Genomic DNA, 19493 nt, shown 5'->3' with positions numbered 1-19493 from the left:
CTTACTTGTCCGCGCCGACGATGGTCAGGAAGACGTCCTCGAGGGACGGCTGTTTCTCGACGTATTCGACCTTGGCGGGTGGGAGCAGCCGCTTGAGTTCGGCGAGGGTGCCGTCGACGATGATCAGTCCTTTGTGGAGGATCGCGATCCGGTCGGCGAGCTGTTCGGCCTCCTCCAGGTACTGCGTCGTCAGCAGCACCGTCGTGCCGTTCGCGGCGAGTTCCTTCACCGAGGCCCACACCTCTATGCGGGCCTCGGGGTCGAGCCCGGTGGTCGGCTCGTCCAGGAAGATCACCGGCGGGTTCCCGATGAGGCTCATGGCGATGTCCAGGCGGCGGCGCATGCCGCCCGAATAGGTCGACACCTTCCTCCCGGCCGCGACGGTCAGCGAAAAGCGCTCCAGCAGGTCGTCCGCGATCTTGCCCGGCTGCTTCAGGTGCCGAAGCCGGGCTACCAGAACAAGGTTCTCGCGGCCGGTGAGGATCTCGTCGACGGCGGCGAACTGCCCGGTGAGGCTGATGACCTCCCGGACCTCCGCCGATCGCGTGGCGACGTCGAAACCATCGACACTCGCCGTCCCCGCGTCCGCTTTGAGCAAAGTGGACAGGATTCTCACGACCGTGGTCTTGCCCGCCCCATTGGAGCCGAGCAGGGCGAAGATGCTTCCCCGCGCCACGTCGAAGTCCACACCTCGCAGGACGTGCAGCGTCTTGTACGACTTTTCCAGGCCTCGCACCTGGATCGCCTGGGCTTGGGTCGCCATCAGACGTTTCCCCCTTCTGCTCTCGTGACGGCGCGATCGATGCCCTTGGAGAGCCGCTCCCGCTCCCGGGCGATCCACCGCCCCACTCCGTAGTTCTGCGCGAACGTCTCGACGAACTCCACCGGGTCGTCCCCGACGATCTCGCGGATCGGCGTGTACCCCCTTCACCGAGCCGGTCGAGTCGTTCTGCGCTCGACCCGGACCAGCAACGCGCTTCCCCACCGGACGCGCCTGCTTGCGCTACTAAGCAACACTGACTACCAGTACACAGTAGCACTGACTAGTGATCGCGCAAGCACGTACGACGCCTGACGTAGTGGTGACGTCAAGACCCGACCGTTCGATATGCGAAGCCCGTAAGCGACTCTTCAGCCGGTGTCGTCGACAGGTTCAGCTATCGGGATGCGTACCGTGCGCCGGAGACCGGTCTCCGCCTTGATCAGCTGTTCCCTGGGTTTCGCCGGCGCTCTCGCCGCGGCCTTTCTCGCACAGGCGGGCAGCGTTTCACCTCAGCCGTTCGTTTCCGTGCTCCTGATGGTCGCGGTGATCGACGCCGTCGCCTTGTTCAGCACCGCACGAGCCGCCTTCGCCACCGCGGTGATCTGCTGGGTCCTGCACTCCTGGCTGGTACTGGGGCATCCGTCCGGGCACGACGCTCTCGTGTTCGCGCTCAATGCCCTGGGCGCCACCGGTTTCGCGTTCTTGTCACGGGACGTCCGGCGCGGCGGTGACCCGGATCTCCGGCGCGTCAGCGTGGTGTCGGGTTCACCGGAATCGGTATCAAGAACCTGTCAACGCCGTCGCGCCGACGAGGAGCAGAACCCCACGCTGACGGCGTGACAACCACACTCGCTCGCCCCGAGAGCGGTACCGACCGCTCCGAACGGCACCGTCTTTCCGTCGTCGGCGGACTCGCTGCGCTGTCCTTGGACGCGATGGCCTCGGTCGCCTACGGGCCCGAGGCCATCGTGATCGTGCTGGCCGTCGCCGGCGGCGCGGGTCTGGGCTTCACCTTGCCGGTCACGCTCGCGATCGCGGTGCTGCTGGGTGTTTTGACGCTGTCCTACCGTCAGGTGATCGCGGCGTTCCCCGACGGCGGCGGCGCCTACGGGGTCAGCCGGACCTACCTCGGGCGCCGTGCCTCGCTGGTGGCCGCGGCATCGCTGATCGTCGACTACGTGCTCAACGTCGCGGTCTCGGTGGCGGCCGGGGTGGCCGCGCTGACCTCGGCGTTCCCCGGTCTCCTGCCGTACACGCTGTGGCTGTGCCTCGGCGTCCTGGCCTTGGTCACCGCGGTGAACCTGCGCGGCATCGCCGAAAGCGCCCGGGTGTTCGTCGTACCCACCGTGATCTACGTCGGCGCGATCCTGACCGTGATCGTCGCCGGGCTGTTCCGTTCCGGTCCGGCCGCGCAGATCGCGGCCCCGGAACACGCGCAGAACCTGCAAGCGGTCGGGGTTCTGTTGCTGCTGAAGGCTTTCGCGAACGGATGCGCGGCGCTGACCGGAGTCGAGGCGATCGCGAACGCGGTGCCGTCGTTCCGCAAACCCCGAGTACGGCGCGCGCAGCACGCGGAGATCGCGCTGGGCGGCCTGCTCGGCGAGGTGCTGCTCGGGATCGCCGTGCTCATCGGGAAGTTCGCCATCCATCCGGTGGACGGCGTCACCGTGCTCTCGCAGTTGACCACCGCGTCCTTGGGCGACGGCGTCGGCTTCTACCTGGTGCAGTTCTCGACCGTGGTGCTGCTCGCTTTGGCCGCGAACACCTCCTTCGGCGGATTGCCCGTGCTGGCCCAGCTGCTCGCCAAACACAACAAGCTGCCGCACGTGTTCGCCCTGCGCGCGGAACGCCAGGTGTATCGCTACGGCGTCGGTTTCCTCGCCATCACCGCCGCGCTCCTGCTCATCATCACCAACGGCGACATGAACACCCTGGTCCCGCTGTTCGCGATCGGGGTGTTCGTCGGGTTCACGCTCTCCCAGTCCGGGATGGTCCGGCACTGGCGGCGCACCCGCCCGTCCGGCTGGCGGGGCAAGGCCACGCTCAACGGCTTCGGCGCGCTACTCACCGGCGTCGCCGCGATCGTGGTGACGACAACGAAGTTCAGCGAAGGCGGCTGGCTGATCGTGGTCGCGCTGCCGCTGCTGGTGGCGGCCATGGAATGGGTCGAGCGCAGCTACCGCCGCATCGGCGATCGGCTCGGACTCGGCCTGACACCCACTCCCCCACGGCCGCACCGTTCGCTCGTGATCGTCCCCGTCCACACTGTCTCCCGCCTGACCCGTGACGCGCTCGCCGCCGCGCTGTCACTCGGCGACCACGTCGAGGCCGTGCACGTCACCCACCCCGGCGACGAACAGTCGGCGCAGGACTTCGTGGCAGCCTGGGAGAAGTGGCATCCCGAAGTGACACTGGTCCAGCTCCACGCCGAACGCCGCCGTCTCGGCGAGCCGCTGGTGGAGCACCTCCGCACCGTCGGCGACCGGCACGTCTTCGTGCTGATCGCGGAGGTCGAACCGGAGCACTGGTGGCAGCGGATCCTGCAGAATCAGCGCGGAGCCGTGCTCGCCCGCGCACTGCGCCGCCACTCGGACGCCGTCGTCTGCCGCATGCGCTTCCGGTTGAGCGCCCGGTGACCGGCCTGGTGTTCAGCACCGGCCTGATCGGTCTCTTCCTCGTCATCGCGTTCGGCCTGCGTGCGCTGCAGCATTGGCTGGACCGCCACCCGCCCGCCTGAGGACCCACAGAAGGAATCCGTAAAACCGGATCAGCCACGCGTTCTCCGGCCTGGGCCAAGCCGGGTATCGGCACTGACACGCTCGTCCCGCAACGTTCGCCGTAGCTCCGCCACCGTGTGAGGACGCTCTGTCAACACGTCGAGGACTTCGACTACGCGATCCGCACGCCGCACTGAACCGGCACGGAATCCGTCCACTTCGGACGACCGGTGACGACGAACGTGGTCTGCCTTGCCAGCGAGACCGCGTGATCGGCGAACCGTTCGTAGTACCGGCTCAGCAAAGCCGCGTCGACCGCTTTCACCGTTCCGTAGGCCCAGTCCTGGTAATCGATCACCGTGAAGAGCGTGCGGTGCAAGTCGTCCATGTCGTCGTCGACGCTGATCAGCGTCCGGGCCAACACGGCGTCACGGCTCTCGACGGCCTGGCCCGCCATCACCGCCAGCCACACCGCTATCCGGCCCATTTCGACGAACCGCGGCATCAGCACCTGCGGCACCACCCGGTCCGGATACCTGCGCTGGACGGCTTCGGCGACATGAATCGCCAGACGTCCCATCCGGTCGAGGTCGCCGACGGCGTGGATGGCCGCGAGCACGACCCGCAGATCGGTCGCCACCGGGGATTGCAGGGCCAAGATCGCGTGTGCGTGCCCCTCTGCCTCGACCTTGGCCCGTTCCAGGGCGGCGCTCTCGGCGATGACCTCGCGCGCCAGCTCGCCGTCCGCCTCGAACAGGGCGGTTCCGGCACGGTCCATCATGTCCGCGACCACCCGCGACGTCCGGAGCAGCCGGGCGACGAGCCGGTCGAGTCGCTCGTGATACGAGGTGCGCATACACCCGATCTTCACGCGCCAGGACCCGTTTCCCGGCGCTGTGCGGCCTTTTTTCACGCGAACAGAACGCCGACGGCCCCGATGACGACCTCGCGTTGACGCCTGATGTCAGCCGACGTGGATTCCCGGCCGCCGGGCCGGGTCGCGTTCGCTGGTGCGGATGATTTCGCGGACCACCGGGGCGGTGTCGCCGCGGCCGAGGATCAGGTAGCGGAACAGATGCCCGAGCGGGTTGCCCTCGCTCCACTCGAAATGGCACTGCGGCCGCACACCGGTGGCGTCGCGCAGCGCGAGCAGGACAGCCGCGATCGCGTTCGGCGCGGCCGGGCTTTCCACCCGCAGGACACGGAAACCCTCGATCTCGACACCGCGGATCTTCAGCACGTCGCTGAACCCGGACGGGTCGATGACGTCGACCTCGAGGAACAGGACGTCGGCGGCGCCCGGCACCGGGTTCAGACCGCGCTGTTCCGCTTCCTTCGCCCGGTATTCGTCGGCGTCCCCGGCCTGGCGCCGGTTCGCGATGATGGTCAGCGCGCCATCGTGCGCGATCGACTCGGTGACGAACCGGCGCGCCGGCTCGTCGAACTCGATGTGCTCCACCCGCAGTTCCGTGGTGCGGGTGACCCGCGAGATCAGCGACACCACGATGATCCCGAGAATGAAGAACGCGGAGATCGTGAGGCCGTCGGGCTTCTCGATGACGTTCTCCACCAGCGCGTAGATCAGGATCAGGGTCAGCACGGCGAACGCGATCGCTGCCTTGCGCTGACGCCTCTTCGCCGCGGAGATCGCCACGGCCACCGACGCGGACACCATCATCGCGAGGATCCCGGTGGCGTACGCCCCGGCCTGTGCGTTGACGTCCGCGTTGAAGATGATCGTGACCAGGACACAGATCGCGGTGTAGACCAGCACCACCGGCCGCACGGCCCTGGCCCAGTCCGGCGCCATCCCGTAGGCGGGCAGATACCGCGGCACGATGTTGATCAAACCGGCCATCGCCGAAGCCCCGGCGAACCACAGGATCAGGATGCTGCTGATGTCGTAGGCGGTGCCGACCCAGTCGCCCATCAGCTCATGCGCCAGGTACGCCAGCGCCCGGCCGTTCGCTTCGCCGCCCGGTTTGAACTGTTCCGCGGGGATCAGGATCGTGGTGACGAAACTGGTCGCGATCAGGTACACCGACATGATCAGCGCGGCCGCGGTGAGCAGCTTGCGGGTGTTGCGGATCCGGTTCGCGAGTTTCTGCTCGGCGTTCTCGCCCTTCGCCGCCACCAGCGGCATCATGCTCACCCCGGTCTCGAAACCGGACAATCCGAGCACCAGCAACGGGAACGCCAGAATCGCCGGTCCGATGACCCCGCCGATCCCACCGCCGCCGGAGGTCAGCGCGTCCAGCCAGCGGTCGAACGCGGCGGGTTCGGTCAGCACCTCACCGATCCCGGCGACCACGACCACCGCGTTCAACACCAGGAAGATCGCGACCAGCGGGATCGCGACCCCGACCGCCTCGCTGAATCCGAGCAGGAACACCCCGCCGAGGATCAGTAGCAGGATCACCGTGATCAGGACTTCATGTCCGTGGAGGAACGACGGCGCGATCGGGTTCTCCAGCGCGTGCACGGTGGCATCGGCCGAGGACAGAGTGATGGTGATGATCCACGAGGTCGCCACGAAACCCAGCAATACCAAGACGAAGATCTTGCCGCGCCAGAACGGCAGCAGATTCTCCAGCATCGCGACCGAACCCTGACCGTGCGGGCTCTCCTTCGCCACCCGCCGGTACATCGGCAGCATGCCGAGCAGGGTGAGCGCGACGATCAGCAACGTCGCCAATGGCGACAGTGCGCCCGCCGCCAGCGCGGCGATCCCGGGCAGATAGGACAACGTGGAGAAGTAATCCACGCCCGTGAGACACATGACCTTCCACCACGACTGCGGCGTGGCGTGCTCCTCATGGCTCTCCGGCCCCACCGGCTGGACCCGGTGCTCCATCAGCCACCGGCCCACCTTGCCCGACGGTGCCGCTTGCCGGACCGGGCTGTCCACCCGTGCCGGCACCGCGTGTTCTGGAACCTCGGTCATGCCGTGTCTCCCCAAATCGCACGTACGCCTCCCACGAGGCGAACCTGGCACGCCACTCGTGATGGCCGCACACCGACGCGGACACTAACGATCCAGCGCGAAGAATCACCGAGCCGACCGTAAAGAAAACGTAAGTGTCGCGTGACAAGCGGGTCCGACGTTCGCGGCGACGGCCAGACCATGCCTTTGATCACCGGACGGGTCGAGTTCGGAGGTAGCGTGTACGCCGGACGAACCGAACGGAATCCGGGCACTGTGACTCGTCGATTGTCAGCAGGCGACCGCCCCGGGATCAAAGGCTTGCTCGGTCCCATCTGCCTCGTGCTCAGCCTGCTCGGCTGGCTGCTCCCCTACGGCGAAGTGGCCTTGTCATCGCAGGCGTCTGCATCGCCGCACTCCAGCTCTTCTTCGGGCTGCTGCTGTTCACGATGGATCTGGCCGGCCACTGAAACCATCGCACCCCAGGGCATTGCTCCGTTCCACCGGCTCCCACGATCCCGACGCGAGCCCACCCGTTGAAACGGGGGGGAATACCAGTGTGAACAACGATCAGCACGGCACATGACTCCTCGGCCCCGCCGGTCGGCTTACCAGCCGGCGGGGCCGATCCGTTCGACCAATGCCTGAACTGCCGAAGGGTGCCGCACCGTCAAAACCGCATCAAGACTTTCCGGAGCTTTTGACCGGGCTGAACAAACGTTCAATGCTGTGAACATGCGTTCAATCGAGGATTTGACCGCCCGGGCCCGGATCCGGGACGCGGCGTTGGCGAGGTTCGGTGCCGATGGCGTCGCCGGGACCTCGGTCCGCGCGGTAGCCGCGGATGCCGGCGTGTCTCCGGGTTTGGTGCTGCATCATTTCGGTTCGAAGGACGGGTTGCGGCAGGCGTGTGACGAGCATGTGCTCGAGGGGATCCGGGCCGGCGGGGCCGTCGGCTCCGAGGCGCTGGCGGAGGTGCTACAGGCCGCGACTCCTGTGCGACGCTATCTGGCACGCGCCTTCCTGGACGGAACCAGCGAGGCCTCGGCGTTGTTCACCGAGATCGTGGAGCACACCGAAGCGTGGCTCGCCGACGGCGAGCAGGAAGGCTGGGTGTGCCCGTCGGACGACTCGTTCGCCCGCACCGTCGTCTATGTGTCCTGGCTGCTGGCGCCACTCGTACTCGGAGATCACGTCGGACGCTTGCTCGGCGGGGATCCGGCGGAGACCGCGACGGCGGTCCGCGGCGGCAGGGCGGGGCTGGAGATGCTGACCAACGGCTTGTTCGCCGATGACCGCTGGCTGACCGCGTTCACCGCCGTCGAGGACCAGGAGCGCTCGAAGTGAGAGCGCTGCTGGTCACCCACGGCACCCGAGGCGACGTCCAGCCGATGCTCGCGCTCGCGGTCGCCCTGCGCGATCGCGGACACGAGGCGGTACTGGCCGCACCGGAGTCGTTCGCCGACACCGCGGTGGAACACGACATCGAGTTCGCGCCGCTGGACGAGGGACCGAACCGGTTGATGGACGACCCAGTGGTGCAGGAGGCCATCGAGGGCGGATACCGGGGCCTCCGCGGGAAGATCACCGCCGTCCGGACAGCGCGGCGGATCAAACCGTTGATGGCCATCGTCCTGCACGACGTCGGAGTCGCGGCGAAGGTATCCCGTGCGGACGTCGTCGTGCACACGCCCGGACTGCCCGCTCACCACGCGGCCGAGATGCTCGCTGCGCCCGCGGTGCTCACCGCGCTGCAACCCGGCTGGGTCCCCACCACCGAGTTCCCGTGTCCGTTGCTGCCCTTGCCGCGGCTGCCGAAGATCTTCAACCACGCCACGTATCTCGCGGTGGCCGCGATTCTGCGCAGCTTCTCCGGCATCGCCTCCGCCTGGCGCACCGAGGAGCTCGGACTCCCGCGCCGCCGGGGAAGCCATGATGTCCTGCACGACGCGAACGGCCAGGACCGGCTGGTCCTGCAGGCATTCAGTCCGCACGTCTCCGTCGCCGCCCGTGATTGGCCGGATTCGGTGCACACCACCGGTTTCTGGTACCTCCCCGCCGCAGCCGGCTGGGTACCGCCCGACCGGCTGCGGGACTTTCTCGACGCGGGCCCGGCTCCGGTCTACATCGGATTCGGCAGCATGGCGGGCAGGGATTCACACCGCACCCGCGTGGTGGTCGACGAAGCGGTCCGCCAGGCCGGCGTCCGCGCGATACTCGCCACCGGATGGGGCGGTATCGCCGCCGACGCCGGCAGCGACGACGTGCTGGTGATCGACCACGCCCCGCACGACTGGCTGTTCCCGAGGATGAGCGCGGTCGTGCATCACGGGGGCGGCGGAACAACGGGTGCCGCGCTGGCCGCGGGCAGACCTCAGGTGGTGTGCCCCTTCGTCGCCGACCAGCCGTACTGGGCGGATCGGATGCACGCCGCAGGAGTCGCACCACCGTCGATACGTCAACAGCACCTCAGCGCGGACCGGCTCGCCGCCGCACTGCGACAAGCCACCAGCGACACCGAGATGCGTCAGCGGGCGGAACGGCTCGGACTCGATATCCGTGCGGAGAACGGTGTCTCCGCCGCTGTCGACCTACTCGAAACCCTGACCTGACAAGGAAAGGCACCGTGGAACTCACCGATGCGGTAGCGAAGACCATTCCGCATGGACGACGAAGCCTGGCGCCGCCACGCGAATCCCTGGAGCGCATGGGCCCGCTTCGCAGCGATCCCGCTGATGCCGCTCGCCATCTGGAGCCGGACAGCTGGGAACGTGAGCCGGCCGAAACTTCGCCCTACTTCCCCGCCCCGCCGATGGACTCCTGATAGAGGTCCGCGTAGGTGGGCGAGTCCTTGATCAGGTCGTCGCAGAAGGCGGCGACGTCGTCGCCGATGAGTTCCAGTACTCCCTTGCCGGACGCGGCACCCTCCTCGAAGAAGTCCACGATCCCGGGGAGCAGTGGCCCGTCGGCGAGGTCGACCGGTCCCACCTTGAAAAGGTACTTCTGCATCTCCTGGTAGACGATCCGATAGTCCGGCGGGAGCGCCTTGACCCGTGCCACGTGCGCGCGCCACTGCTTCTTGCCCTCGATGATGTCCTGGATGCCCATGTCAGCCTCCCAGCTGCTTCAGTTTCCTGGCGACGTTCCTGTTCAGCTGCTCGCGCCAGCGGTCGCGATAGCCACGGCCGCGTTCTCCCCCGGCCAGCGCCGCGCAGAAGCCCTCGATGTCGTCGCCCAGCACGTCGTGCACGCTCTGCCCGTCCGCCGCCGTTTCCTCGAGCAGCCCCAAAGCGGCGTCGAGAATCGGCGTCAGGTTCCGTCCGCTGAAGTCCGAATAGGCAGAAAGATGCCCCGTGATCGTTTCCCACGCCGATCGGTGGTCGGCGGGCAAGGCCTGGGCCCGGGCTTCGAACGCCTTCCATTCCCTGGTGAGATCGCTACCGGTGATGGTCTCCCAGAAGTTCATTTCCCGCCCTCCTTGAGCTTGTCGATCCGCGAACTGACGTACTCCCATTTCGCCCAGAACCTCGCGAGTTCTTCACGCCCCGCGTCGTTGAGCGCGTAGAACTTGCGCGGCGGCCCCTGCTCGGACGGCCGTTTCGTCACCTGGACCAGCCCGTTCTTTTCCAGTCTCAGCAGGATGGTGTACACCGTCCCTTCGACGACGTCGACGAAGCCGAGTTCGTTCAAGCGACGCGTGATGGCATACCCGTAGGTCTCCTCACCGCCGACGATCTGCAGCACACAACCCTCGAGCGTGCCCTTCAGCATCTCGGTCAGATCGTCCATCGTGCCCCTTTCGACATCCAGTACCCAGTGCCACCGAGTACCAGTACAAAGTATCACAGAGTACTTCGGCGCGCGACACCGCGATGAAGCCATGGTGAAACCAGCCGCTCGCACTCTCCTTTCATCCGTGGCCGACAGCGCCACGAAGAAGAGAGGGGACGTGACCAGTACACGAGCACGATCGGCGATCACGGTGACCGGGCTGCGCAAGTCGTTCGGAGACAAGGTGGTGCCCGACGGCATCGACCTGGAACCGGTGGGCGTGCTGAGAATGACGCCGCGCATCCCGGAGCCGGTGATCTCCAGGTCGCGGTAGGAGACCCGCGACAGCAGCGACCGCTCGATGGTCACTTTGGTCAGAGTAACCCCGGCACGTGCCAGGCACCCGGCGTTCGGCCCGTGTCAGGGCGGTGTCAGCACCGCGTCAGCGCACTCGGTGATCGTGATCCCCGCAAGTCATCCGAGCTCAGGCATTCACCAGAAGGGGTTGCGACATGGTGGACGGAACATCCGAGCGGGGACAGGTTCGACGCAGGACGGTCTTGGCCGGAGCACTGACCACAGGCGCGCTCGTCGGCCTCCCCGGGCAGGCCGGCGCGGCCGAGGACGGCCACGACGGCAACGGCGTCGAGCACGGCTGGGGCAAGGTCGCCGACGTCTTCCGCAGGAACTTCAAGGAAAGCCCCGGTGAGGTCGGCGCGGCGTGCAGCGTCTACGTTGGCGGCCGCCAGGTCGTCAACCTGTGGGGCGGCCTCGCCGACCGCGAGGCGAACCGGCCGTGGCGCAAGAACACCATCGTCCAGGTCGCGTCCACCACGAAGGGCGCCACCGCCATCTGCGCGCACATGCTGGCCCAGCGCGGCGAACTGGACCTGGACGCCCCTGTCGCCCGCTACTGGCCGGAATTCGGCAACGCGGGCAAGGAAGAGATCCCGGTGCGCTGGCTGCTGTCGCACCAGGCAGGCCTTCCGATCGTCGACGGCCCGCTCACCTTCGAGCAGGCATGCGCCTGGCACCCGGTCATCCGAGCACTCGAGGCACAGAAACCGCTGTGGAAACCGGGAACCGAACACGTCTACCACAGCGTCACGTACGGATTCCTGGTCGGGGAAGTCGTTCGCCGGATCACCGGCAAGTCACTCGGCACGTTCTTCGCCGACGAGGTCGCCCGCCCGCTCGGGCTCAGCGCCTGGATCGGGCTTCCCGAGAAACACGAGCACCGAGTGGCCAAGCTCCACTACGCCGCACCGTTCACCCTGGAAGAATTGATCGCCGGCATGATCGCACTGACCGGACTGGACGCGGACACCGTCACCAGGTGGGTCAAAGCGCTCTGGGAGCCTGGCTCCGTGCAAGCCCGAGCGGGTGAACTGGGCGGCGCCCTCGACCCCACGACCGACTACTTCACCTCCCGAGCCTGGCGTGCCGCGGAATTCCCGGCCGCGAACATGCTCGCCGACGCCCGATCGGTGGCCCGGATGTACGCGGCCACGGTGAGCACCGTCGACGGGGTCCGCCTGCTGAACCGGGCGACGGTCAAGACAATGACCGCCGTCCAGACCGACAAGACTTCGATGCACGGACTGCCACCAGGGCTGGACATCCCGGCCGACCGCTCCTTTTACATGTCACTCGGCTTCCACCGGGCATGCCCGCCGATGCCGATGACCGGACCAGGATCGTTCGGCCACCCTGGCTCCGGCGGCTCGATCGGCTTCGCGGACCCCGACGCCGGTGTCGGCTTCGGCTACGTCACCAACCTCTGGAACTTCCGGCCCGACGACCCCAGGGCGGCGAATCTGGCCAAAGCCGTCCGCGCCTGCCTCGGATGACGGGAAGCTGGGCGATTACGAGTCCGATGCCAAATTCGACAAGCATTTCAACGCGCATCACTCGTCCTACGCCAAGGGTTACCTACGCGTGGCCCGCGGGTTTGCTCGCGTGAAGTACATGAAGGCCCCCATCCTTGCGCCTGGCGCAAGGAAGGGGGCCTTCATGTACTGGGGAAGGTGTGCAGGGCCGGCCGGCCGCTACCCGGCTCACGACCACCCAGCGGCCTCCGGTCCTTGGGCACTCCAGGAACTACCTGCGCGAATACGGCGAACCTTTCCGCCCGCTGCGGCGACAGGCGGTTCAGCTGATGAAGCCCGCCGCCTTGAGCCAGTCGCGGGCGACCGTGGCGGGTTTCTGGCCGTCGACGCTGACCTTCTTGTTCAGGTCCGTGAGCGTCGCGGTGTCGAGCTTCGCGGCGATCGGCGTGAAGACCTGCTCCAGCTGCGGGTATTTCTGGGCGAGCGGAGTAGCGATCGCGATCGCGGGGTTGTACGTCGGGAAGAAGTGCTTGTCGTCCTCGAGCACGGTGAGATTCTGCGCGGCCACACGCCCGTCGGTGGAGGCGACCGAGCCGAAGCCACAGGGGTCGCCCTTGCCGATGCTCGGGTAGACGACGGCGTCGTTGAGCAGGTGCACGTGCGGGTCGGGCAAGGCGAACCCGTAGGTCTTCGCCAGGCCGGGGAACCCGTCGTCCCGGCTCTTGAACTCCGGGCCCATACAAGTCGATGCCGCGGCCGGGTCCCGCTTCACCAGGGCCGCGTAGTCGGACAGCGTCTTGACGCCGGTCCGGGCCAGTGTCGCCGGGTTGCCGGCGAGGGCGTAGGTGTCGTTGGCAGGCGAACGTGCCCACCAGGTGACGCCGTTGGCGGTGTCGGCCTGTTTGACCGCTTCGTACTGCGCCTGCGGATCGCTGATCGGCTTCGTCTGGTTCAGGTAGCTGATCCAGGCGGTGCCGGTGTATTCCCAGTACAGGTCGACCGCGCCGCTGGTGAGTGCCCGGCGGACGTTGCTCGAGCCGGTGATGTTGGTCTTGTCCTGCGGGCTCGCCCCTGCCGCCTGCAGTGCGACGAGGGCGATCTGGCCGAGCAGCAGTTGCTCGTCGAACTCCTTGGAGCTGACGCGGATCTGGGCGCCGTTCAGCGCGTCGATCTTCGTGATGGAACCCGCGCCCACCTGGGCGCCGGTCTCGTCCTTGCCGATCGTGCAGCCTGCCGCGAGCGCCGTTGCCGCGGCGAGCGCGAACACGGCGGCGGTCGTGCGCTGAAGCATCCGCATGGATCGGTCCTCCTTGAAGTCGGTCGAGCTACCTGCCGCGCGGGTGCAGGAACTCCTCGGCGACCAGCCCCAGCCAGTCGACGAAGAGCGCCAGTGCGGCGACGATGATGCCGAAGGTGAGGCTCAGGATCGGGCGGTCCAGGCCGATCCCGGCGACAAGCCCTCCGCCGAGACCGCCGCCGTCGATGAAGGTCGCCAGCGTCGCGCTCGCGACGGTGAGCACCAGCGCGGTCCGGATCCCGGCGAGAATCACCGGGACGGCCAGCGGCAGTTCTATCCGCCACAGGACGGCCGTCTTGCCCATGCCCATGCCGCGCGCGGCGTCGACGAGGGCCGGGTCGACGTCGTCGAGCCCGACGATCGTGTTGCGCAGCACCGGCAAGGTCGCGTAGACGACGAGCGCCGTCACCGCCGTCGCGGTGCCCGTGCCGATCCAGAGCGCGAGCAGCACGACGAGCCCGATCGACGGGATCGCCTGGCCGAGGTTGCCCAGCCCCAGGCCGATGGGCCGGGCCCAGCGGGCGCCGGCGCGGGTGAGCAGGATGCCGAGCGGGAGCGCGATGGCGATCGTGCACGCCGTCGAGATCAGGGTGAGCCGCAGGTGCGCGCCCAGTTCGGTGAAGATCTCGCCGGCGTTGAGAAAACGCTGTTCGATCGAGTCGATCGGGTGCGCGCGCACGATCATGAAGAGCGCCAGCAAGGCGATGGTCAGCAGGACCGGGCGCACCAGCAGCCCGAGCCGTCGCCGACGAGGCCGCGCGGGCACCGTGGTGTCCGCGCCCGGCCCAGGCGCCTCCGCTGTGTCCGCGATCGCGGGCGCGGGCGCCTCGCCGGTGGGTCGGAGCGCCGCGACGAGGCTGGGCACGTCGCACACCCCCAGCGGCCGCGCGGTGCCGTCCTCGGTGACTACTACCTCGGTGCTGCCGGTCCGCACCATCACGTCCAGCACGTCCCGCAGGGTGGCGTCGGGCCGGACCGGAGGAAGGCCGTCCGGCCCTGACGCCGGCCGGAGTCCCAGGTCACCCACCCGGATCAGCGCGAGCCGCTTCAGGTTCCGCTTCGAGCCGACGAAGCTCGCGACGTAGTCGTCCGCCGGCGCGGCGAGGATCGCCTGGGGCGTGTCGTACTGAGCGATCACCGACCGCGGCCGCAGTACGGCGATCCGGTCGCCGACCTTCAGCGCCTCGTCGAAGTCGTGCGTGACGAACACGATCGTCTTGCGCACTTCCCGTTGCAGGCGAAGGAATTCGTCCTGCAGCCGGGCGCGCGTGATCGGGTCGGTGGAGCCGAACGGCTCGTCCATCAGCATGACCGGCGGGTCCGCGGCCATCGCCCGTGCCACACCGACGCGCTGCTGCTGACCACCGGAAAGCTCACGCGGGTACCGGATGCCGTGCTCGCGGGTCAGGCCGACGACGTCGAGCAGGTCGCGCACGCGGCCGGCGATGCGTCGTCGAGTCCAGCCGAGTACCCGCGGCACCACGCCGATGTTGGCGTCCACCCGCAGATGCGGGAATAGCCCGACCTGCTGGATGACGTAGCCGGTGTTGCGGCGGTGTTCGTCGAGGTCGAGCGCCGACACATCGGTGCCACCGATCGTGACGACGCCCGCGGTGGGCTCGACGAGCCGGTTGATCATCCGCATGGTCGTCGTCTTGCCGCACCCCGACGGACCGGTCAGCACGACGATCTCACCCGCAGGGATTCGCATCGTCAGGCTTTCGACCGCCGGTACCGCTCGCCCGGGGTAGTGCTTGCTGACGTCCCGCAGCTCGATCGTCTCACCACCCATTCCGGCCGCTCCCCCCGACGTCGCCGGAGCCACCGCTCGGCGGGCAAGGGGACGTCGCCGTGTGGTCAGCTTGCCGACCACCACGAAGGCCAGGTCGAACAGCAGCGCCAGCACCATGATCCCGAGCGTTCCGGTGAGCACCTGGTTCAGCGAGTTGACCGAGCCGAACCGGCCGAGCCCGTCGAAGATCTCGTTGCCGAGGCCGGGGCCCTTGACATACGCGCCGATGGCGGCGATACCGATCGTGATCTGCGTCGAGACCCGGATGCCGGAAAGGATCACCGGCCAGGCGAGCGGCAGCCGCACGCGAAACAGCAGCCGCACGCGACCGAACCCCATACCACGCGCCGCGTCCACCACGGCCGGATCGACGCCACGCAGCCCGACGATCGTGTTGCGCGTGATCGGCAGAAGTGCGTAGAGCACCAGTGCGCACAGGACATTCGTCAACCCCAGCCCGAACGGGCCGATCAGGATGCCCAGCAGCGCGATCGACGGGACGGTCAGGAACGCCGCCGTCGTCGTGGTCGCCATCGCGCCCAGCCACCGCCGCCGGTAGGTGAGCAGGCCGATCGTCATGCCGACCAGCACGGCCAGTGCCATCGCCGCCAGGGTGAGATCCACGTGCAGGATCGCGTCGTTCACGACGTCGATCCAGTTCTCTCGGAGGTACTCCCACAGGCTCAGGGCGCCGCTCCTCGACATCGCAGGATGGAAAATGGCCGACCACGTCAGGTTCGGCCGGGTCTCAGCCCAACATGTCCACGGGCCTCCTGTCCACAGCTCGGCCCAAACTGGCTTGGCAGCTTTCAGGCGTCACGGTCCGACCGCAGAATTCCCCGCTGATACGCGGCGGCGACCGCGGAGGCCCGGTCTGGGACCTCGAGTTTGGCGTAGATGTGCAGCAGGTGCGTTTTGACGGTGGCCTCGCTGATGTGCAGCTCGGCCGCGGCCTCCCGGTTGATCTTGCCGCGTGCGATCAGGGCGAGGACTTCGCGTTCCCGCGCGCTCAGTTTGGCTTCGGTCACCGGCTTTTGCGGCCGGACCCGGTTCAGGAGCAGCGCGACCACCGACGGGGAAAGCACGCTCTCGTTGCGAGCCGCGGCACGCACCGCGCGGAACAGCTCCTCGCGTGGCACGTCCTTGAGCAGATAGCCGATCGCCCCCGCCTCGACGGCGGGCAACACGTCGGAGTCGGTGTCGTGCGTGGTCAGCACCAGTACCCGGGTGGCCGGAACGCGTTCCCTGAGCAGCCGGATCAACGCGGCGCCGCTCGGGGCGGGCATGCGCAGGTCGGTCAGCACCACGTCCGGTCTGGTGGCGGCCACCACGGTCAGTGCCTCGACGCCGCTCGCGGCCTCGCCGACGATCTCGAGGTCCGGCTGGGTGCCGAGCATGCCTCGCAAGCCGTCCCGCACCACCGGGTGGTCGTCGACGATCACCAGCCGTACGGACGTCATCGGGCCACCTCGATCATCGGAACGCTGACGCTGACCGCCGTCCCCGCACCGGGTGCCGACTCGATGTCCACCGTGCCGGACAGCAGCCGTGCCCGCTCGCGGAGGGCGGTGAGCCCGAATCCGGCGGATGAAGCCCGGGTGTCGAAGCCGGTGCCGTCGTCGCGGACGTCCAGGATTATCACGTCCTCCATGTAGGACAGGGTGATGTCGACCCTGCTCGCCAGCGCGTGCCTGCCGACGTTCGAAAGGGTTTCCTGCGCCGCCCGCAGGACCATCACCTCGATCTCGGAATGTATCGGTCGCGGTGTACCGGTCATGACGAAAGTCGCGGGTACGCCGTACTGCTCCAGCCATGTCGCGACCGCGGCGGCCACCGCGTCTCCGAGCCTGGCGTCGTGCAGAGGGCCCGGCCGCAGTGCCTCGATCGAACGGCGGACCTCCACCAGGCTAGAGCGGGCCAGCTGCCGGGCGGTGCCGATCCGGCCGCGCAGCGGCCCCTCGGCCGGGGCCAGTTCCTCGGCGACCTCCAACTGAGTGACGATCCCGGTCAATCCCTGAGCGACGGTGTCGTGGATTTCCCTGGCGATCCGGGCGCGTTCCTCCGCGGTGCCGGTGTCTTTGGCCCGCGCCAGCAGTTTCGCGTGCAATTCGGCGTTCTCGGCCGCCATGGCGACGAGCCTGCTGTTCGCCTTCCGGCGCCGGATCGCCTCCCGTTCCATCGCCCGGATCGCCCAGCCGATCAACGCGGCCAGCGGTGTCACCATCGCGAGGTCGAGCAATGTCGGCCAGAGCTCGGTGCCCGACAGCACCAGCCATGGGACATTCGCGAGCACCACCCCGGCGTAGGCGAGCCAGCCGGGCAGGGCGACGAACGCGAGCACATAACACACTGGGACGAACAACTGGAAGCTGTCGCCGCGGAGCGCGAGAACCACGGTGCCTGCCAGCAACCCGGCGAAGTACACGATCATCGCCAAGGTCTGACGTTCCCACCACTGCGGATGCGCGACGATGAACCAGCCGTGCCACCCGCTCAGCGCCGCGACGATGGCCAGGGTGACCAGTCGGTCCGGCCAGGTGGCCGGATCGAAGACCAGGGAAAGGACGGTCGCGAGCCCGAGCAGTCCGTAGGGAGCGAGCGCCCACGCCCGGTTCCATCGTCGTTCCAGCCGTTCTTCCGTCGACGTCACCCTGCCCATCTTGTCAGCGGGAGTTCCGATAGGTCAGCCGCCGGAGCAGAACCTCCGCGGGTCCGCGCTTGCCCGCCCGCCGCATCTGGTCGGCGAGCAGCACCGATACCAGCCAGGTTCCCAAGGCCAGCAAGGCGACTCCGGCCGATCCCAAAGTGCCGCCGAGGCCCAAGGTGTAGGGCATCAGCAGCGCGACGAAAACCACCGACTGGAACAGATAGCAGCTGAGCGAGCGCTGCCCGCACGCGGTTATCGCCAGGATCACCGGGCCACTCCGGTCCCGGAACCGCGACGCGAGCAAGCCGATCAGCGCCGCATAGCCAAGACCGCCCGCCACCCCGGTGACCGAATGCGCGGCCGAACACGCCCACATGACCAGACCGGACGACGGGGTCCAGAAGCCGCCGACCGCGAGACCCATCGGCAAGCCACCGGCCACCGCCAGGACGAGTCCGCCGATCGCGGTGCGGACCAGCAGTGTGCGGTGCCGTTCCGGCTCGGTGAGCACCCCGCGCCGCGCCGCCCAGACACCGATCAGGACGGCGCTGCCGACGCCGAGCAGTCCCAGCGGTGTCATCACCCATTCCACCGGATGCAGGGCGAGGGCGATGGCCGGGTCGCTGACCGCGAAAGACCAGAAGAAGGAACGTTGTCCGCTGCCCTGCGGGGTCACGTAGGCGATCCCCTGTACCAAGGCGACCACCACCAGCCAGCCCGCGGCGATGGTGAGCAACGTCCGGTCCTTGACCCGCAGCATCGCCAGCAGCGCGAATCCCAGCACCCCGTACAGACCGAGCACGTCACCGGGGAACAGCAGTACCGCATGGACGAACCCGAACACGATCAGCCAGCGGAACCGTCGCCGCAGCACCCGGTCGATGTCGTGGTCCGGGATGCCCGTTGCCTGCTGTCGCCGCACCATTTGCACGACGCCATAAGCGAACAGCGCGGCGAACATCGGATAGCCTCGTACCTCCACGAAAACCACGTTGAGCAGGCTGACCACCCGGTCGAGCAGGTCGTGCTCGACGATGTGCTGTCGCGCACCGTACGGGCGGCCATAAAGGTAGAGCACAGAGTTCGCCAGCGCGACCAACGCGAGCATCAACCCACGAGCGAGATCCGGCGCGAGCGCCCGCTCGCGAAGGGCGACTGGGCCGGCACTTGCTTCACTTGACGACATGCGCATCAGCGTGCTGGCCAGGCTCATCGCCGAACATCGACGGAACGACGGATTTCCGGATCAACCGCGGGCCCGGCGTATCAACCGATCGATTGATGCGCTCGTTTACGACCGCATCCCGCCGGACGGCGAATCCGCGGGCCCTGCCGCCTCACCTGCCGACAGGGACTTCGCCCTCGCCCCCGGCGAACGCCTGCTCTGGCAAGACCTCGTCATCGTCCCCCTGCCGATGGTGCCGTGCTACGGCCTGTACCCCACCTTCGAAAACCAGGCGCGTGGTCGCTTGGACCCGCGGGCAACCCACGATCTCATGGTTCCTGAGCGAACTGGGCCCACCTCACCTGGACCCACCTGCCGGAACCCCGGAGCCGCCACCGTCACCCGAAATCAACGGCATCGACCACGCGAGCCGGATCCGCGACCTCATCGCCGACGCACAACACCGGTCTCGCCGAGAGCGCCAGCGACCTTCGGCGAGCAGGCCGCCGTATTACCGAAGAAAGAGACCCAGCCAACGCGATAGCCGGATCATTCGGCACACCGCCCCGTTTCGAAGAATTCGGCATTA

The 19493-nt window shown here is 67.9% G+C and carries 18 protein-coding genes; 6 read left to right on the top strand and 12 right to left on the bottom strand.

Translation table 11 applies throughout. The features are described 5' to 3' along the window. Position 1: 1 nt before the first annotated feature. Both DL990_RS24860 and DL990_RS42200 read right to left on the bottom strand, forming a co-directional pair. Positions 2-763 (bottom strand): ABC transporter ATP-binding protein, encoded by a 762-nt coding sequence (locus DL990_RS24860; RefSeq protein ID WP_125800060.1) that lies wholly within the window; start codon positions 761-763, stop codon positions 2-4. Next, entirely contained in the window at positions 763-885 is a 123-nt protein-coding gene (locus DL990_RS42200; RefSeq protein WP_255431389.1) for a hypothetical protein, read from the bottom strand. Before DL990_RS42200 ends, DL990_RS24860 begins: the two co-directional genes overlap by 1 nt. A gap of 289 nt (positions 886-1174) precedes the next feature. Between DL990_RS42200 and DL990_RS24855 the strand changes: the two genes are divergently transcribed. Both DL990_RS24855 and DL990_RS24850 read left to right on the top strand, forming a co-directional pair. Further along, a complete protein-coding gene (locus DL990_RS24855; RefSeq protein ID WP_125800059.1) occupies positions 1175-1603 on the top strand; it encodes a hypothetical protein in 429 nt (142 codons plus the stop codon). Next, positions 1600-3399, top strand: coding sequence for an APC family permease (locus DL990_RS24850; protein WP_199746581.1), 1800 nt, complete (start codon positions 1600-1602; stop codon positions 3397-3399). Before DL990_RS24855 ends, DL990_RS24850 begins: the two co-directional genes overlap by 4 nt. Positions 3400-3652: 253 nt before the next feature. Here DL990_RS24850 and phoU read toward each other — a convergent pair whose 3' ends face one another. Beyond that, complete coding sequence (phoU, locus tag DL990_RS24845; protein ID WP_125800057.1) at positions 3653-4336, bottom strand: phosphate signaling complex protein PhoU; 684 nt, start codon at positions 4334-4336, stop codon at positions 3653-3655. 108 nt (positions 4337-4444) lie between these two features. Beyond that, a complete protein-coding gene (locus DL990_RS24840; RefSeq protein WP_125789137.1) occupies positions 4445-6424 on the bottom strand; it encodes an amino acid transporter in 1980 nt (659 codons plus the stop codon). 714 nt (positions 6425-7138) lie between these two features. Between DL990_RS24840 and DL990_RS24835 the strand changes: the two genes are divergently transcribed. Genes DL990_RS24835 through DL990_RS42450 form a run of 3 tightly spaced genes read left to right on the top strand, consistent with a single transcriptional unit; the run spans position 7139 to position 9258 of the window. After that, entirely contained in the window at positions 7139-7750 is a 612-nt protein-coding gene (locus tag DL990_RS24835) for a TetR/AcrR family transcriptional regulator (protein ID WP_125800056.1), read from the top strand. Then, positions 7747-9015 carry a glycosyltransferase gene (locus DL990_RS24830; protein ID WP_125800055.1) on the top strand — a complete coding sequence of 423 codons (1269 nt, stop codon included), beginning with the start codon at positions 7747-7749 and terminating at the stop codon, positions 9013-9015. The genes DL990_RS24835 and DL990_RS24830 overlap by 4 nt, the downstream gene beginning before the upstream one ends. Before the next feature lie 51 nt (positions 9016-9066). Next, the gene (locus tag DL990_RS42450) at positions 9067-9258 is read left to right on the top strand and encodes a DUF6653 family protein (RefSeq protein WP_125800054.1); all 192 of its coding nucleotides are present in this window, start codon (positions 9067-9069) and stop codon (positions 9256-9258) included. On the opposite strand, the gene DL990_RS24820 is transcribed toward DL990_RS42450, so the two are convergent. Genes DL990_RS24820 through DL990_RS24810 form a run of 3 tightly spaced genes read right to left on the bottom strand, consistent with a single transcriptional unit; the run spans position 9197 to position 10192 of the window. After that, positions 9197-9511, bottom strand: coding sequence for a DUF1048 domain-containing protein (locus tag DL990_RS24820; protein ID WP_125789133.1), 315 nt, complete (start codon positions 9509-9511; stop codon positions 9197-9199). The genes DL990_RS42450 and DL990_RS24820 overlap by 62 nt on opposite strands. A gap of 1 nt (position 9512) precedes the next feature. Beyond that, positions 9513-9869: a DUF1048 domain-containing protein gene (locus DL990_RS24815; RefSeq protein ID WP_125800053.1), complete on the bottom strand. Its 357-nt coding sequence runs from the start codon at positions 9867-9869 to the stop codon at positions 9513-9515. Then, positions 9866-10192, bottom strand: coding sequence for a PadR family transcriptional regulator (locus DL990_RS24810; protein ID WP_125789131.1), 327 nt, complete (start codon positions 10190-10192; stop codon positions 9866-9868). Before DL990_RS24810 ends, DL990_RS24815 begins: the two co-directional genes overlap by 4 nt. A gap of 494 nt (positions 10193-10686) precedes the next feature. Between DL990_RS24810 and DL990_RS24805 the strand changes: the two genes are divergently transcribed. Then, positions 10687-12024, top strand: coding sequence for a serine hydrolase (locus DL990_RS24805; protein ID WP_125800052.1), 1338 nt, complete (start codon positions 10687-10689; stop codon positions 12022-12024). Between the two features lie 301 nt (positions 12025-12325). Here DL990_RS24805 and DL990_RS24800 read toward each other — a convergent pair whose 3' ends face one another. From DL990_RS24800 to DL990_RS24780, 5 genes are all read right to left on the bottom strand, one after another. Next, positions 12326-13300 (bottom strand): glycine betaine ABC transporter substrate-binding protein, encoded by a 975-nt coding sequence (locus tag DL990_RS24800; protein WP_125800051.1) that lies wholly within the window; start codon positions 13298-13300, stop codon positions 12326-12328. 28 nt (positions 13301-13328) lie between these two features. Continuing rightward, positions 13329-15797, bottom strand: coding sequence for an ABC transporter permease subunit (locus tag DL990_RS24795; protein ID WP_125800050.1), 2469 nt, complete (start codon positions 15795-15797; stop codon positions 13329-13331). Between the two features lie 104 nt (positions 15798-15901). Further along, complete coding sequence (locus tag DL990_RS24790) at positions 15902-16552, bottom strand: response regulator transcription factor (RefSeq protein WP_125800049.1); 651 nt, start codon at positions 16550-16552, stop codon at positions 15902-15904. Further along, entirely contained in the window at positions 16549-17742 is a 1194-nt protein-coding gene (locus DL990_RS24785; protein ID WP_158632653.1) for a sensor histidine kinase, read from the bottom strand. Before DL990_RS24785 ends, DL990_RS24790 begins: the two co-directional genes overlap by 4 nt. Before the next feature lie 13 nt (positions 17743-17755). Further along, complete coding sequence (locus tag DL990_RS24780; protein ID WP_125800047.1) at positions 17756-18925, bottom strand: DUF418 domain-containing protein; 1170 nt, start codon at positions 18923-18925, stop codon at positions 17756-17758. Positions 18926-19493: the final 568 nt, after the last annotated feature.

The organism is Amycolatopsis sp. WAC 01416 (genome assembly GCF_003947485.1).
Lineage (GTDB): Bacteria > Actinomycetota > Actinomycetes > Mycobacteriales > Pseudonocardiaceae > Amycolatopsis.
Note: the sequence above shows the minus strand (reverse complement) of the source record. Positions and strands in the feature narration are given on the sequence as shown.

Excerpts from the sequence above, each read along its gene's own strand:
- DL990_RS24780 (WP_125800047.1), bottom strand. The coding sequence starts at position 18,925 with ATGTCGTCAAGTGAAGCAAGTGCCGGCCCAGTCGCCCTTCGCGAGCGG.
- phoU (WP_125800057.1), bottom strand. The coding sequence starts at position 4,336 with ATGCGCACCTCGTATCACGAGCGACTCGACCGGCTCGTCGCCCGGCTG.
- DL990_RS24860 (WP_125800060.1), bottom strand. The coding sequence starts at position 763 with ATGGCGACCCAAGCCCAGGCGATCCAGGTGCGAGGCCTGGAAAAGTCG.
- DL990_RS24795 (WP_125800050.1), bottom strand. The coding sequence starts at position 15,797 with ATGTCGAGGAGCGGCGCCCTGAGCCTGTGGGAGTACCTCCGAGAGAAC.
- DL990_RS24840 (WP_125789137.1), bottom strand. The coding sequence starts at position 6,424 with ATGACCGAGGTTCCAGAACACGCGGTGCCGGCACGGGTGGACAGCCCG.
- DL990_RS24805 (WP_125800052.1), top strand. The coding sequence starts at position 10,687 with ATGGTGGACGGAACATCCGAGCGGGGACAGGTTCGACGCAGGACGGTC.
- DL990_RS24800 (WP_125800051.1), bottom strand. The coding sequence starts at position 13,300 with ATGCGGATGCTTCAGCGCACGACCGCCGCCGTGTTCGCGCTCGCCGCG.
- DL990_RS24810 (WP_125789131.1), bottom strand. The coding sequence starts at position 10,192 with ATGGACGATCTGACCGAGATGCTGAAGGGCACGCTCGAGGGTTGTGTG.
- DL990_RS24820 (WP_125789133.1), bottom strand. The coding sequence starts at position 9,511 with ATGGGCATCCAGGACATCATCGAGGGCAAGAAGCAGTGGCGCGCGCAC.
- DL990_RS24835 (WP_125800056.1), top strand. The coding sequence starts at position 7,139 with ATGCGTTCAATCGAGGATTTGACCGCCCGGGCCCGGATCCGGGACGCG.
- DL990_RS42450 (WP_125800054.1), top strand. The coding sequence starts at position 9,067 with ATGGACGACGAAGCCTGGCGCCGCCACGCGAATCCCTGGAGCGCATGG.
- DL990_RS24790 (WP_125800049.1), bottom strand. The coding sequence starts at position 16,552 with ATGACGTCCGTACGGCTGGTGATCGTCGACGACCACCCGGTGGTGCGG.
- DL990_RS24815 (WP_125800053.1), bottom strand. The coding sequence starts at position 9,869 with ATGAACTTCTGGGAGACCATCACCGGTAGCGATCTCACCAGGGAATGG.